Source organism: Ralstonia sp. AU12-08 (genome assembly GCF_000442475.1).
In the GTDB taxonomy this organism is placed as follows: Bacteria; Pseudomonadota; Gammaproteobacteria; order Burkholderiales; family Burkholderiaceae; genus Ralstonia; species Ralstonia insidiosa.
In genome coordinates this window covers 75,710-91,310 of sequence record NZ_ASZV01000046.1, presented here as the reverse complement: position 1 = coordinate 91,310, position 15,601 = coordinate 75,710, and the positions used below count along the sequence as shown (strand labels likewise).

The window sequence follows — 15,601 nt, the reverse complement described above, 5'->3', positions numbered from 1 at the left end:
CGGTTGCGGTGCTGTACTCACGGCATCACCTTCAGGTCTTTGACGAACTGCGTGGTGTAGGCGCGTTTCCACTCCACATCGGCCTTCAGCAAGCCCGCGTTGACCATGAAGTCACGCGTCTGCTTCCAGCGCCCGTCGGTCATGACGCCAATGCCCTGCGTGGCAGCATCGCCGCCGGTGATCATGTGAAATTGCTTGAGCTTTTCCAGCCCGTACAGGAGCTGGTCGTCCTTCATGTTGGGGTTGTCGTGCTTGATGAGCGCATTGGCGGGCGCGGGGTCGGACAGGTAGCTCTTCCAGCCCTCCATCGAAGCGCGCACGAAGCGAGCCACCAGGTCGGGCTTGTCCTTGATGGTCTTGTCCATCGTGACGATGGTGGTGCCGTACGGCGGGTAACCATCGTCGGCAAACAGGAAGAAGTGCGTCTTCACGCCGGCCTTGTCGGCACTGAACAGCTCGGACGACGCATACGCCTGCTGCGCCGATTTCGGGTCGGCCAAGAATGGCTGCAGGTTGAACGTATAGACGCGGGACTGCGACTCATCGAGCTTGTACTTGCCCTTGAGCCACGGCCACCACGTCGTGCGGCCCGAGGTGGAAACCAGGATGGTGCGCGTCTTGAGGTCGGCCAGGCTCTTCACGTCTTCATGGGTCATCATGCCTTGCGGGTCGGTCTGCATGGAGGCACCCACGGTCGTCACGGGCACGCCCTGCTCAATGCTCTTGAGCACTTGCAAGTCGTAGCCCATCAGAAAGTCCGCCTGCCCGCTGCTCAGGATCTGCATGCCGTTGACCTGCGGCCCGCCCATGCGGATCTGTACGTCGAGCCCGTACTTCTTGTAGAGGCCTGTGGCGACTGCCTGGTAGAAGCCGCCATGTTCGGCCTGGGCATACCAGGAGGTGAGAAAGACGACCTTGTCGAGTGCGAAGGCACTGGCAGACCAGCAAACGGTGGCGATGGCTGCCACTGCCAGCCCAAAGGATCGGCGGATCAGGCGGCGGGTCAAGAAGCGAGGTTTCATGGCGAGGCGCGGTTTTGAGCAGTCGTTCAACACGCCTGCGGCTACGCCGTCATGAGAGCCCGCGCGGTTCGATGGAGGCCGGGCATTGCATCATGAAGGCACGGCCGTGCGCCGGAGAACCGGACGCGCAGGCGCGGCTTTCAAGAGCAATTTCCGGCCGCTGCGCCGATCAACCGAAGTACCGGGCGGCACTTCACGCAGCAGTGAACGCTTCTACTCTCGCTCGGTGTTTTGCAACTTCCATACCATCCGCTGCGGTGGCATGAACACGCGCAAACGCACGGCATCGACACGCCAGCACTGTGCACGGCATGCGCACCAACAGTGCTTGATTTCCCTGTCTGGTGCATACAAAGACAAACCTCAGCCCACCACGCGCGCGTTGGGTGTTGGCCTGAACCTTGCAATGGTGGCCTGCAAGAGTAGAAGCGTTCACCAGCCGCGCACACCATGCCGGCTGGCCGGGAATTGCTCTTGAAGCCGGAACAGGCCCACCCAGCCCTCTGTGGCAACAGATGGGCCTGTGCGCCATTGGAACTTCAAGACACCGCCACCGCTTCTGCGCATGGTCTTGCGGCTCCGGGTCCGGCATTCATCGACCTACCCTTCGCACGGAGCCCACATGAGCACGCTCGCCACCTTGCCCCACACACTCACCGAACTCGACAAGGAAGCCCGCATGGGCGGCCTGGGTTCGGAAACCCAGACGCGGGAAATCCGCCGTATCGATCTCTCCGACTTCGACGCCCGCCGGGCGCAGATCGCCGACGAACTCTGGGCGGCCGCCACAGACGTCGGCTTCTTCCAACTCGTCAACCACGGCATTGATCTGACACAGGTGCAAAACGCATTCGACATGGCGCAACGCTTCTTCGCGCTGCCGGACGGCGTCAAGGCGCAGTACCCGCTGCAGCGTGCGCTGAACAGCGGTTGGGAAAGCCGTGCACAGGTGCGCCCCTCCACGGGCACGCAAGACCAGAAGGAGTCGTATCAGATCACGCTGCCGCACATGGCGCCGCTGTGGCCGAGTGAAGACGAGTTGCCAGGCTTTCGTGCCGCCATGCTGGCCTTCGAAACGCAGTGTTGGCAGGTGGGGATGCGGGTGTTGTCCTGCTTTGCCGACAAGCTCGGCTTTGAGGCGGATTTCTTTACGCACGCGCACGACCCGTCCAGCCCCACCTATCAGAGCACGCTGCGCCTGCTGCACTACTTTCCGACCGACCCTTCCGCGGCGACTGGCCTCTGGCGTGCCGGCGCCCATACGGATTTCGATTGCCTGACGCTGCTGTTCCAGCGCGCCGGCCAGGGCGGCTTGCAGCTCTGTCCGGGCAAAGAGATGGAAGGCCAGCAGTGGACCAGTATCGAACCCGCCGACGACATCATCACCTGCAATATCGGCGACATGCTGATGCGCTGGAGCGACGATCAACTGCCGTCAAACTTCCACCGTGTGCGCAACCCGCTGCCGCACGAGTATCAGGGCTCGCGCTACAGCCTGGCGTTCTTCTGCCAGGCCAACCGCGATGTGATGATCGAAAGCCGATCCGGCAAGTACGCGCCCATCAGCGCGGAGGCGTACCTGCGCCAGCGTGTTGCCGCCAACTTCCGGGCGGGGCAAACGGCGATGTAGGCCTCAGGCGGCCGCCTCCGGTTCGCGCTCGGGCTCGCGCGCCTGCATGCGCCACATCTGCGCATAACGGCCTTCTGCGCGCAGCAGCGATTCATGCGTGCCGCGCTCAATGATGCGGCCGTGCTCCATCACCAGAATCTGGTGCGCACGCACGATGGTGGACAGCCGGTGCGCAATCACCAGCGTGGTGTGGTTCTGCGCCAGGCTTATCAGTTCTTCCTGGATGGCGTGCTCGGTGCGTGAGTCCAGCGCGGAGGTCGCCTCGTCAAACACGAGAATCGGCGGCCGCTTGAGCAACGTGCGCGCGATGGCCACGCGCTGTTTCTCGCCACCGGAGAGCTTCAGCCCACGCTCGCCGACCTGCGTGTCGTAGCCATCAGGCAGCGATTCGACAAAGTGGTGGATCTGCGCAGCGCGGGCGGCCTCGATCACTTCTTCGCGCGTGGCATCGGGGCGGCCGTAGGCGATGTTGTAGTAGATGCTGTCATTAAAAAGCACCGTATCTTGCGGAACGATGCCAATGGCCGCGCGCACGCTGGACTGCGTGACATCGCGCAGGTCCTGCCCGTCGATTTCAATGGCGCCCGATTTGACGTCGTAGAAGCGGAACAGCAATCGCGCGAGCGTCGATTTTCCGGAGCCGCTTTGCCCCACCACCGCCGTAGTCGTGCCTGCCGGAATGGTGAAGTCGACATCAAACAGGATCTGACGCTTGGCCTCGTAGCTGAAGTCCACATGCGCAAAACGAACTTCGCCGGCGTGCACGGCCAGCGGTTGCGCATCCGGTTTGTCGGCCACCTCGCGATTGGTCTGCAGCAGGGTGAACATGCGGTCCATGTCGGTCACTGCCTGCTTCAACTCGCGGTAAATCACGCCCAGGAAGTTGAGCGGAATGTAGATCTGCAGCATCAGCGTGTTGACCAGCACGAGATCGCCCAGCGTCATGTGCCCGGCGGCCACGCCCTGCGTAGCGCGGTACAGGATCAGGATCAGCGCCGTCGCCACGATGAACTGCTGGCCAAAGTTCAGGATCGACAACGAACGCTGTGAGCGAATGGCGGCGGCGCGATAGTTCAGCAGATTCTCGTCATAGCGGCGGGCTTCGTACTCTTCGTTGCCGAAGTACTTGACCGTCTCGAAGTTGAGTAGCGAATCGATCGCCTTCTGGTTGGCGCGCGAATCCAGCTCGTTCATCTTGCGGCGGAAGTGCGTGCGCCAGTTCGTCACCGTCACCGTAAAGACGATGTAGCTCACCAGCGCGCAGAACGTGATGAGCGCGAACCACACGTCGTACTTCACGAAGAAGTACGTGATGACGAGGCCCACTTCCACCAGCGTCGGCAGGATGCTGTACAGCGAATACGAGATGAGCGACTGGATGCCGCGCGTACCGCGTTCGATGTCACGGCTCATGCCGCCAGTCTGGCGCTCCAGGTGAAAGCGCAGCGACAGCGCATGCAGATGGCGGAACACCTGCAGCGCGAGCGTGCGCACCGAACTCTCCGTCACCTTCGAGAAGAGAATCTCGCGCAGCTCGGAGAACAATGACGTCGACAGCCGCAGCAGCCCATACCCGATGATGATGCCAACCGGCACCACCAGCAGCGCGCGCGGATCACTGGGCGATACGTTCATTGAATCGATCAGCCGCTTCATGACCATCGGCACGCCCAGGTTGGCCACCTTGGCCGCGATCAGAAACGACAGCGCCAGCCCCACGCGCCACTTGTAGGCCATGAGATACGGCAGCAGGCTCTTGATGGTGCGCCAGTCACCGCGGGCAGCCCCAGGCGGAGGCGGTTCGGAAGAGGCGGGGAAGCGGCGCATGTGCGGTGCAATAAAATAGCGGATTGTGTATTCTCCCACCGATCACCTGTGCGCGCCCCGTGCCCAGGCCCTCCGCTTCAATGCTGCCCTGCATCATCATGTCCGACACCCAAGCCTCCACTGAGATCGTCAAGCTGCCCGCCGGCAAGCAACCCGCCGTGCGCGTCATGCCGATGCCGTCCGACGCCAACGTGCACGGCGACGTGTTCGGCGGCTGGATCATGTCGCAGGTCGACATTGCCGGGTCGATTCCGGCGGTGGTGCGCGCCAATGGGCGCGTGGCCACGATTGCCGTCAACTCGTTCGTCTTCAAGCAGCCCGTGTACGTGGGCGACCTCGTGAGCTTCTATGCCGAGGTGGTCAAGACCGGCCGCACCTCCATCACCGTGGATGTCGAGGTCTATGCGCAGCGCATGGGCACCAACGGCCGCCACGCCACCGTCAAGGTGACGGAAGCAACGCTTACCTACGTCGCCACGGACGAGACGCGCAAGCCGCGCGTGCTGCCGGAGTAGTGATTCGGCACCGCTCAATGAAAAACCCGGCCTATGCCGGGTTTTCTTTTGCGCACAAGCGACGCGCTCAGTTGAACTTGGAGAAGTCCGGACGGCGCTTCTCGAAGAACGCGGTGAAGGCTTCACGGGCTTCCGGCGCACGCAGCATCTCGCCAAACTGCTTGCCCTCGACCGACATGCGCTCAGCGATCTGCGGGGTCGCACCCTCCTTCATCAGCCGCTTGGTCGCGCGTAGCGATGCAGGCGGCAGCAGCGTCAGCTTGCGCGCCTGCGTGCGCACGAAGGCATCCAGTTCGCCGGCGGGCAACACGCGATTCACCAGACCCAACTCGCGCGCCTCGTTCGCATCGAACGGCTCGCCGAAGAGCAACTTGTCAGCGGCGCGGTGATAGCCGGCCAGTTGCGGCAGCAGCAGGCTCGACGCGGCTTCCGGGCACAGCCCCAGTTGCGCGAACGGCATCGACAGCTTGGCCGTCTCCGATGCATACACGAGGTCACAATGCAGCAGCATGGTCGTGCCCACGCCCACGGCCGCGCCGCTCACCGAGGCGATCAACGGCTTGGTGGCCGTGCTGATCGCCTTCAGGAACTGGTGCACGGGGGCGTTTTCGTCCTTAGGCGGGTTCTTCATGAAGTCTTCAAGATCGTTGCCGGCCGTGAAGACGCTTTCATGGCCCGCCAGCACGATCACGCGGATGGCGGGATCGGTCTCGGCGGCCACCAGTGCATCCGCCAGCGTCTGGTACATCGCGGCGGTGATGGCGTTCTTGCGGTCCAGACGGTCGAAGGTCAGCGTCAGAACGCCGTCTGCGGTCTCGGTACGAATCGACATGAAAACTCCAGGGTGAAGGTCCGTGCAAACCTGTCCATGATCCGTAGCGAGCGGCCCGAGGTTGGCCTGAGAAGCGCAGCCGTACAGATGTACGGCGAGCATCGCAAGGCCAAGATCGGGACGCGCAGTAGGATCATGGGCAGGTTTAAATCGGCACGGGTGAATCAGAGAGATAACCGACGGAGAACGCGTTGGCCCCCACGTTCAACGCCACGGTCAGGCTCATCGGCGCGAGCAGCACTTCCACGCCATGATCCTGTGCGGTTCGCATCAACGCTTGCACCGGCTCCATGCGGCGCACGGTATCGAGCGAACCGGAATACGTGATCGCCACCACGGGCGTGGCCAAACGCTCTTCGGCGATCATGGTTTCGGTGTGCGCGAGCAGGCGGCGAATCCCTTCGTCAGAGCCGCGCACCTTGGCGATGGCTTCGGTCTCACCACGATGCATGTGGATGAGCGGGCGCACATTGAACGCCGTGCCCATCATGTAGCGACCCCAGGTGATGCTCTTCTCGCCCTTTTGCTTGGCGCGCGTGTACATGTACAGCAGTTCATCGGGCACGAGGTACACGTGCGAGGCATCGCGCAGGCGGTTCTCGATCACGTTGACCACGTCACGCACCTCGGCGCCTTCGCGCAGCATGCGGGCGGCCTCGTGCACCATCAGCGCCTGGCCGGGGCCGATGGCGCCGGTGTCCACCACCGTCAACTCAAACAGGCCCGAGCGGCCGGCATCCTTGCGCGGCTTGAAGCTCTTGGCCGTGGTGCCCACCACTGCGCCGGTGGCGTGGCTGTAGAAGTGACTGCGTGAGCTGGCAATCGTCAGCAGCAAAGCGCGGTCGTGCTGCGTGACCACGTGCTTGAGCAGGTAGTCCTCAATCTCGCGTTCGAGCAGCGGGATCGACTCAGCGTAGTGGTCTTGCTTGTCGACGAGGTACTTGCGGTAGAGCTGTGGAAGCGCAGCCTCATCACGGCGGTCTTCCACAAACTGCTCGCCCGCACGAATGCGGAACGGCACCACGCCTAGCCCCAGTTGATCGATCATCGAGCGCGGCATATCGCATGCCGCGTCGGTCAACACGATTGTGTCGCTGATGTTGCCCATCGCGCGCCCTCCTCTTGGTGCACCGCCGGTGACCCGGTGGTGTGTCTCCTCTGTCGCGGAATCGTGGCTCCGCTTCTGTAGCGTGCCCACTGGCGTGGGCCGCATTCCTCGGCGCGCTTGTTTTGTAGTGCTGTGCGCGCCTGCGCAATCATGCGTTGTGAGACGGGCGATTTACAAGCAGGGGGAAGAACTTAATCCTTCCCCCTCACGTGGGGTCACATGCGTTCGAAAATGCCTGCAGCGCCCATGCCGGTGCCGACGCACATCGTCACCATGCCGTACTTCAGGTTGCGACGGCGCAGGCCGTGCACAACGGTGGCCGCGCGAACGGCACCCGTGGCGCCCAGCGGGTGGCCCAGCGCGATCGCGCCGCCCAGCGGGTTGATCTTGCTGGTGTCCAGCCCCAGGTCCTGAATCACGGCCAGCGACTGCGCGGCAAACGCTTCGTTCAGTTCGATCCAGTCGATCTGATCTTGCGTCAGGCCACCCGCCTTCAGTGCCGCAGGAATCGCTTCCTTCGGACCGATGCCCATGATCTCCGGCGGCACACCGCGCACCGCAAACGACACGAAGCGCGCCAGCGGCACCAGGTTGAACTGCTTGAGGATCTTCTCCGACACCAGGATCAGCGCGCCCGAACCATCCGACGTCTGCGAGCTGTTACCGGCGGTCACGCTGCCCTTGTTGGCGAACACGGCGCGCAGCTTGCCCAGCCCTTCGAGCGACGTATCGGCACGCGGACCTTCGTCCAGCGACAGCGTGCGCGTCTTCAGGTCGATCGCACCGGTACCCAGGTTCGGGAACTTCTCGATGATCTCGATCGGGGTGATCTCGTCCTTGAACTCGCCGGCTTGTTGCGCGGCCAGCGCCTTCTGGTGCGACAGCAGCGAGAAGGCATCCTGCGCCTCGCGCGAGATCTTCCATTGCTGGGCGACCTTCTCAGCCGTCAGGCCCATGCCGTAAGCGATGCCGATGTTTTCGTCACGCGTGAAGATGTCCGGCGACATCGACGGCGAGTTGCCCATCATCGGCACCATGCTCATCGATTCGACACCGGCGGCGATCATCACGTCGGATTCGCCCACGCGGATGCGGTCAGCGGCCATGGCCACGGCGGTCAGGCCCGAGGCGCAGAAACGGTTGACGGTCACGCCGCCTACGGTGTTCGGCAGGCTAGCCAGCAGCGCGCCGATACGCGCCACGTTCAGGCCCTGCTGCGCTTCAGGAATCGCGCAGCCGACGATGGCGTCTTCGATCAGTGCCGGATCCAGGTTCGGCACCTGGGCGACAGCGCTCTTGAGGATGGTCGCCAGCAGGTCGTCCGGGCGCAGGTTCTTGAGCGTGCCCTTGGGCGCCTTGCCGATCGGGGAACGCGTCGCGGCGACGATGTAGGCGTCTTGCAGTTGCTTGGTCATGATGAAACTCCTGTTCTCTGTCGTCGTCGCGCGATTAGTTACGCACCGGCTTGCCGGTCTGCAGCATGCCCATGATGCGTTCCTGCGTCTTGGCGCTGCCGAGCAGATCGACGAAGGCCTTGCGCTCCAGCGCCAGCAGCCATTCTTCGTCCACCAGCGCACCGGCTTCCACATCACCGCCGCACACGGCCTCGGCGATGCGCGAGGCGATCGTGAAGTCGTGCTGCGAGATGAAGCCGCCGTCACGCATATTCACCAGCGATGCCTTGATGGTCGCGATGCCCGAACGGCCCGCCACCGGAATGCCCACCGGACGCAGCGGCGCACGATAGCCCGAATCGGACAGCGCACGCACTTCGTTGCGCGCCACGTGCAGCAGTTCGTGCACGTTGAAAACGATGGTGTCCGTCGGCTGCAGGTAGCCGATCTTCTGCGCGTCCAGCGCGGAAGACGACACCTTGGCCATGGCCGCAGCCTGGAAGCGGTTGGTCAGGAATTGCAGGATGTTCGTGCTGCCCGCTGCCTGCGCGGCGCGTGCCGCTGCCAGTGCAGCTTCCTTCAGGCCACCACCGGCCGGCACCAGGCCCACGCCCACTTCCACCAGACCCATGTAGGTTTCCAGCGCAGCCACACGCTTGGCCGAATGCAGCATCAGCTCGCAGCCACCACCCAGTGCAATACCCGACGCAGCCGAAACGACCGGCACGCCGGCGTACTTCACGCGCATCATGCCGTCCTGGAATTTCTTGACGAACGGCTCGATGCCCTTGGCGCCGCCCATCATGAAGGCCGGCATCGCCTCTTCCAGATTCGCCCCCGCGGAGAACGGACCACCCGGCGCGCCCAGCTTGAGCGACGTCGGCTGCCACACCACCAGACCCTTATAACCGGCTTCGGCCAGATCCACAGCGCGCGTCAGACCGTCGATGACGCTCGGGCCGATCGTGTTCATCTTGCTCTTGAACGAGATGATCAGCACGTCGTCCTGGCCAGCAGCGTCATCCACCCAGATGCGCACGGCATCGGTCTCTTCGATGGTCTTGCCATACGTGGGCGGGTTGACCGTGGTCGCGCCCTTGATCGGTGCGCGGAACACCTGGCGGCCGTACACCGGCAGCGTGCTACGCGACAGGAACGTGCCCTGGTTAGCCGACCACGAACCTTGTGCCGAATGCACACCGCCGTTGTCCGCCACCGGGCCCGAAAACACCCACTGCGGCAGCGCTGCGCTCGACAGCGCCTTGCCGGCTTCGATGTCTTCCTTCACCCACTCGGCCACCTGCTTCCAACCGGCTTCTTGCCAGTCTTCGAACGGGCCGCTGTTCCAGCCGAAGCCCCAGCGGATGGCCAGGTCGACTTCCGCTGCGGAGTCAGCAATCTGCTCGAGGTACACGGCGATGTAGTGGAACACATCGCGGAAGACGGCCCACAGGAACTGCGCCTGCGGGTTGGTCGATTCACGCAGCAGCTTCAGACGCTCGGCGGGTTCCTTCTTCAGGATGCGAACGACCAGCTCGTCAGCCTTCTTGCCGCTCGGGCCGTACTGGCCGCTTTGCGGGTCCAGCACCTTGATGTCCTTGCCTTCCTTCTTGTAGAAGCCGGCGCCGGTCTTCTGGCCCAAGGCACCTGCTTCCACCAGCTTGGCCAGCACGGGCGGCGTGGCATAGACCGGGGCGAACGGATCGTCCTTCAGGTTGTCCTGCATCGTCTTGATGACGTGCGCCATGGTGTCCAGGCCCACCACGTCCGCCGTGCGGAACGTCGCCGACTTGGCGCGGCCCAGCTTCGAGCCCGTCAGGTCATCCACCACGTCGAACGGAATGCCGTACTTGGCCGATTCCGCAAACACCGCCAGGATCGAGAAGATGCCGACGCGGTTGGCGATAAAGTTGGGCGTGTCCTTCGCGCGCACCACGCCCTTGCCGAGCGCGGAGGTCAGGAACGTTTCCAGCTTGTCGAGGATGTCGCCACGCGTGTGCGCGGTCGGAATCAGCTCGACCAGGTGCATATAACGCGGCGGGTTGAAGAAGTGCACGCCGCAGAAGCGCGACTTCAGCTCCGCATCAAAGCCGTCCGACAGTTCGGTGATCGACAGGCCCGACGTGTTCGACGCGAAGATCGCGTGCGGCGCGATGTGCGGCGCGACCTTCTTGTACAGGTCATGCTTCCAGTCCATGCGCTCGGCAATCGCTTCGATCACGAGGTCGCAATCGCGCAGCTTCTCGATGTCGTCTTCGTAGTTGGCGGCCTGGATCAGGTTGGCGTCGTCCTTGATGCCCAGCGGCGCCGGCGACAGCTTTTTCAGGTTTTCAATCGCCTTGAGTGCGATGCCGCTCTTCGGGCCTTCCTTGGCCGGAAGATCGAACAGCGTGACGGGAACCTTGGCGTTGATGAGGTGCGCGGCAATCTGCGCGCCCATCACGCCAGCGCCCAACACAGCGACGCGTCGGACGAGGAAGTTTGCTCGCTGGCCGGCCTGCGGCTGCGCGCTGGTGGAGAGTTCAGTGCGGGTCATAGTGTCCTCGCGGAAAGAAGAGGAGTCGTCACCCCCGCATACGCGGGAGCAACAGAAAGAGGCGTTGAAACCTGTTCACGATCCGTAGCGAGCGGTTCGAGGTTGGCGGGAGAAGCACAGCCGTACATGAGTACGGCGAGCATCGCAGCGCCAAGATCGGACCGCGCAGTAGGATCGTGGGCAGGTTTCCTTAGAACAGGTCGGCTTCGAGTGCCATCAGCGTCGCGCCGCCGGCACGCGCCATGCGGATCTGCGAAGCCGTTTCGGGCAGCAGCTTGGCAAAGTAGAAGCGCGCCGTTGCCAGCTTGACCTTGTAGAACGTGTCGCCGCTGTCTTGCTTTTCCAGCGCGATCTTGGCCATGCGGGCCCAGAAGTACGAGAACACCAGGTGGCCGACCACGCGCAGGTACGGCACAGCGGCGGCACCGACTTCGTCCGGATTGGCCATGGCCTTCATGCCGATTTCCATGGTCAGCTTCTGGACCTTGTCACCGATGTCAGCCAGCGGGTTGATGAACTCCTGCATGGCTTCGTTGGTGCCTTCAGCCTCAACAAAGTCCTGCACCAGCTTGCCGAACTTCTTCATCTTGGCGCCCATGTCGCCCAGGATCTTGCGGCCCAGCAGGTCCAGCGACTGCACGGTGTTCGTGCCTTCGTAGATCATGTTGATGCGGGCATCGCGCACGTACTGCTCCATGCCCCACTCGGCGATGTAGCCGTGGCCACCAAACACTTGCATGCCTTCGTTGGTGGAGATGAATGCGTTGTCGCTCAGGAAAGCCTTGGCGATCGGGGTCAGCAGCGCGACGAGGTCAGCGGCGTCCTTGCGCACGGATTCGTCCTCGTGCGACAGCTCGCGGTCGATCTGCAGAGCGATCCAGTAGCTGAATGCGCGGCCACCTTCGGCAAAGGCGCGCTGGGTCAGCAGCATGCGGCGCACGTCCGGGTGCACGATGATCGGGTCAGCCGGCTTGTCCGGTGCCTTCGGGCCCGACAGGCTACGCATCTGCAGGCGTTCCTTGGCGTAGGCGGCGGAGTTCTGGTACGCAACTTCAGTCAGGCCCAGGCTCTGCATGCCGACGCCCAGGCGCGCGGCGTTCATCATCACGAACATGGCGTTCAGGCCCTTGTTCGGTTCGCCGACCATCCAGCCTTTCGCGCCGTCCAGGTTGATCACGCAGGTGGCGTTACCGTGAATGCCCATCTTGTGCTCGATGGCACCGCAGGCCACAGTGTTGCGCTCGCCCGGGTTGCCGCTGGCATCGGGGATGAACTTCGGCACCACGAACAGCGAGATGCCCTTGGTGCCGCCCGGTGCATCCGGCAGGCGTGCCAGCACCAGATGGATGATGTTTTCAGCCAGGTCGTGCTCGCCTGCCGAAATGAAGATCTTCGTGCCGGTGATGGCATACGAGCCATCGGCCAGCGGTTCGGCCTTAGTGCGCAGGATGCCGAGGTCGGTGCCGCAGTGCGGCTCGGTCAGACACATCGTGCCGGTCCACACGCCCGACACCAGCTTCGGCAGGTAGCGCTGCTTCAGCTCATCCGTGCCGTGGGCGTGCAGGGCTTCGTACGCGCCATGCGACAGGCCGGGATACATCGTCCAGGCCTGGTTGGCCGAGTTCAGCATCTCGTACAACGCGTTGTTGATCAGGATGGGCAAGCCCTGGCCGCCGTATTCCGGATCGCAGCCCAGTGCGGGCCAGCCGGCCTCGACGTACTGCTGATACGCCTCTTTGAAACCTTTGGGTGCGGTCACCACGCCGTCGCCGTGGTACGTGCAGCCTTCGCGGTCGCCCGATTGGTTGAGCGGGAAGATGACTTCGGAGCAGAACTTGCCGGCTTCTTCGATCACCTGATTGATGGTGTCGGCATCGATCTCCGCGTGCTGCGGCATCTGCTTCAGGTGGTCCTCCACGCCGAGAAGCTCGTGGAGAACAAACTGCATGTCACGCAGCGGTGCGGTGTATTGACCCATCTTGCAACTCCTTGGTGTGTACTGCGCGCCCCGGCTAGGTGTGCTGGGTGTAAATCGAGCGCGTCAGGTTCGGTAAGACTGAATGAGTTTGTTAAGCGCCACCATGGCCAGCTCGGCGCTGTTCGGCAACCGCAGGAAACGCGCATCGTGGTGCAAGCCCAGTTCCAGGCTGTACATCTCGAAGAGCATCAACTGCGGGTCCGCTTCTGCACGCAGGTGGCCTTCTTCCTTTGCCTGTGCGATCGCGCGGGCCAGTGCCGCCCGCCAGATCGTCACGCTCTTGACGAGTTCGTCGCGCACCGGGCTCTCCGCTCGGTCGTCGTACTCCACCGCGCCGCTGATGTAGATGCAGCCCGTGGTCACTTCCTGAATGCGGCGCTCCATCCAGCGTCGCACCATGCTCCACAGGCGCGGCAGACCGCGCGGTTCCGTCAAGCTCGGGTAGAAGACTTCCTGTTCGAACCGTTTGTGATACTCGCGAACCACTTCCACCTGCAGATCCTCACGCGAGCCGAAGTGCGCGAACACCCCGCTCTTGCTCATCTGCATGCGCTCCGCGAGCACACCGATCGTCAACCCTTCCAGTCCGTCGCGCGAGGCCAGTTCCAGCGCGGCATCGAGAATCGCTGCACGCGTCAGCTCGCCCTTGCGCATCGGCGTGGCTGCTGCGTGATTCGATTCAAGACGAGCGGTCGGGTGACGCATGATGATTTCTCTCCGTTCTTTTCTGGGGCACGACACACATGAAAATCAGCGCTTTGCAAGGCGCCTTCCGCGTGCCGGGCGGGACTGTAAACCAGCCTGCGGAAACACTCTAGCCCAAAATCGAACGGTCGTTCAATTATTTACAGGGGCCTGTATGGCAGCAAGTGTTTTATTAGAAAGCCGCATCTAAATGAAGGCGCCACAATGGAGCCCTCTGCGGTGCAGCAAGAATCCCGCAAATCCTTTTAGTAAAAGCGTTTGCGGGGTGTGCGCCGCACCCATAAAACCAGTGCGGCGCAGCATGATCGACCGATTTTCTAGTGCTACCCGTCAGTAAATAAAACGGAGCGAAATCAGGCCGGTGCGGTGCCCGCACACATGCGGCCGCGCCGGAAGATGCGGGCGTCCATTTCGCGCAGATCCGGTGCCACGGCAACCTCTGCGGCACATTGGTCGAGCACGTTGCGCTGCAGGTCGATGCCGGGGGCGATTTCGGTCAGCGTGAGGCGTCGGCCGCCTTGGCCGTCGTCGCGCATCTCGAAGACCGCGCGCTCGGTCACATACCGCACGGGAATGCCGGAACGCGCCGCATAGTCGCCATTGAAGGTGAGGTGCGAAACAGCCGGCACGATCTTCTTGAGGCGCCCTTCGCGCACGATGCGCAGTTTGCCGCCGTCGGCCTCGACCTGAAGGCCGCCAGCCGTGAGCGTGCCCATGAACACGACCGAGCGTGCGCTCTGCGTGATGTTGATGAAGCCGCCCACGCCCGCAACGATGGTGTCGCCACCCTCGCCGAACAGGCTCACGTTGACGTTGCCAGCGCCGTCCAGTTCCGCCAGGCCGAGGATGGCGAGGTCGATGCCGCCGCCTTCGTAGAAATCGAACTGCGCGGGCTGGTCGACCACCGCTTCTGGGTACGCCGAGGCGCCGAAGCTCAGCCCGTCTGCCGGCGTACCGCCAATCGGGCCGGCCTCCACGGTGAGCGTGAAACCACGCGCGCCCTCCTGCTCGGCCAATGCGCCCACGGCGGCCGGCATGCCCACGCCCAAGTTCACCACGCGCGGTTGCTGCGCCATCAGTTCGAGCACGGCGCGGCGTTGCACCAACGTGCGGGCATCGAGCGCACCTTGCAGGTTGGACTCCAGGGCCTCGCTCGCTTCCAGCGCATCTTCCTTCAACTGAATCGCCTCGCCTTGCCACGGGCGGATGTAGGTCGGGTTGAACGCCTCGCCAAAGGTCATCTGATGCTCCGCTTCATCCTCTGCGACGACCACGTAGTCGACGAGGATGCCGGGCACGTGAATCGCCTGCAGGTTGTCGTGCCGATCCACCAGCCGCCGCACCTGGGCGATGACGATGCCGCCCGATGCGCGCGCAGCCTGCGCCATGGCCAGCAGTTCGTGATGGAAGGCCTCTTCGTGCGTGCTGATGTTGCCGCGCGGGTCGGCGGCCGTGCCGCGCAAGAAGACGCAGTGCAGCGGGAAGCTCGGATAGAAGAGGTAGTCTTCGCCGCGAAAGCGCTCGTACTCGACCCACGATGCGGTGCCCGCCGCTCGCGCCGCCTTGGCACGCGCATTGATGGCGCCGCCGTGGTAGCGCGCATCCAATTCGGTACGCGGGTCAACGAAGGTGTGCAGGCCAATCTTGGTCAGCACGCCAGGCTTGCCGCCCGCGATGGCGCGATACAGATGCGTGAGCACCCCTTGCGGCAGATTGAACGCATCGCACTGCTCGGCGAGCGCCAGATCGGCCAGTCGCGTTGCCGAGCGCCAATGCCCGCCCACCACGCAGCGTGTCATGCCGGGATTGCCGAAATGATTGACGCCGCGCGTGGCGCGATCGCCCTGACCGGCCGAGTAGACCAGCGTGAGATCGCGTGGCTCGCCAGTCGCCAGAAAACGGCGCTCCAGCGCGTGCGTGACGGCCTCCGCGTGACCCGCGCCGACAAACCCGGCACACGCCACCGTCCATCCGGGCTGCACCAACCGAGCGGCTTCGTCTGCTGTGATGACCTGCATGTCTCCTCCGTCTTTGTTTTGTTTTCTACGCGCTTC

11 protein-coding genes are annotated in these 15,601 nt (G+C 63.5%); 2 read left to right on the top strand and 9 right to left on the bottom strand.

Annotated features, from left to right (window positions below):
* Positions 1-17 precede the first annotated feature (17 nt).
* On the bottom strand, positions 18-1,022 hold the full coding sequence (locus tag C404_RS50735; protein ID WP_021196501.1) for an ABC transporter substrate-binding protein: 1,005 nt from the start codon (positions 1,020-1,022) through the stop codon (positions 18-20).
* A 622-nt stretch (positions 1,023-1,644) separates the two neighbouring features.
* On the opposite strand from C404_RS50735, the gene C404_RS50730 reads away from it, so the two are divergent.
* Positions 1,645-2,652, top strand: coding sequence for an isopenicillin N synthase family dioxygenase (locus C404_RS50730; protein WP_021196500.1), 1,008 nt, complete (start codon positions 1,645-1,647; stop codon positions 2,650-2,652).
* Positions 2,653-2,655: 3 nt separating this feature from the next.
* Here C404_RS50730 and C404_RS50725 read toward each other — a convergent pair whose 3' ends face one another.
* Positions 2,656-4,479: an ABCB family ABC transporter ATP-binding protein/permease gene (locus C404_RS50725; protein ID WP_021196499.1), complete on the bottom strand. Its 1,824-nt coding sequence runs from the start codon at positions 4,477-4,479 to the stop codon at positions 2,656-2,658.
* 80 nt (positions 4,480-4,559) lie between these two features.
* On the opposite strand from C404_RS50725, the gene C404_RS50720 reads away from it, so the two are divergent.
* Positions 4,560-4,994 carry an acyl-CoA thioesterase gene (locus tag C404_RS50720; protein ID WP_021196498.1) on the top strand — a complete coding sequence of 145 codons (435 nt, stop codon included), beginning with the start codon at positions 4,560-4,562 and terminating at the stop codon, positions 4,992-4,994.
* Between the two features lie 67 nt (positions 4,995-5,061).
* Here C404_RS50720 and C404_RS50715 read toward each other — a convergent pair whose 3' ends face one another.
* The 7 genes from C404_RS50715 to C404_RS50685 all read right to left on the bottom strand — a co-directional run bounded on the left by C404_RS50715 (position 5,062) and on the right by C404_RS50685 (position 15,565).
* Positions 5,062-5,826, bottom strand: coding sequence for an enoyl-CoA hydratase (locus C404_RS50715; RefSeq protein WP_021196497.1), 765 nt, complete (start codon positions 5,824-5,826; stop codon positions 5,062-5,064).
* 145 nt (positions 5,827-5,971) lie between these two features.
* Positions 5,972-6,934 carry a DegV family protein gene (locus tag C404_RS50710; RefSeq protein ID WP_021196496.1) on the bottom strand — a complete coding sequence of 321 codons (963 nt, stop codon included), beginning with the start codon at positions 6,932-6,934 and terminating at the stop codon, positions 5,972-5,974.
* A gap of 215 nt (positions 6,935-7,149) precedes the next feature.
* A complete protein-coding gene (locus C404_RS50705; RefSeq protein WP_021196495.1) occupies positions 7,150-8,349 on the bottom strand; it encodes an acetyl-CoA C-acyltransferase in 1,200 nt (399 codons plus the stop codon).
* Between the two features lie 34 nt (positions 8,350-8,383).
* Positions 8,384-10,864, bottom strand: coding sequence for a 3-hydroxyacyl-CoA dehydrogenase/enoyl-CoA hydratase family protein (locus C404_RS50700; RefSeq protein WP_021196494.1), 2,481 nt, complete (start codon positions 10,862-10,864; stop codon positions 8,384-8,386).
* 190 nt (positions 10,865-11,054) lie between these two features.
* Positions 11,055-12,842 carry an acyl-CoA dehydrogenase C-terminal domain-containing protein gene (locus C404_RS50695; protein ID WP_021196493.1) on the bottom strand — a complete coding sequence of 596 codons (1,788 nt, stop codon included), beginning with the start codon at positions 12,840-12,842 and terminating at the stop codon, positions 11,055-11,057.
* 63 nt (positions 12,843-12,905) lie between these two features.
* Entirely contained in the window at positions 12,906-13,496 is a 591-nt protein-coding gene (locus tag C404_RS50690) for a TetR/AcrR family transcriptional regulator (protein ID WP_021196492.1), read from the bottom strand.
* A gap of 404 nt (positions 13,497-13,900) precedes the next feature.
* A complete protein-coding gene (locus tag C404_RS50685; RefSeq protein WP_021196491.1) occupies positions 13,901-15,565 on the bottom strand; it encodes an acyl CoA:acetate/3-ketoacid CoA transferase in 1,665 nt (554 codons plus the stop codon).
* Positions 15,566-15,601 lie beyond the last annotated feature (36 nt).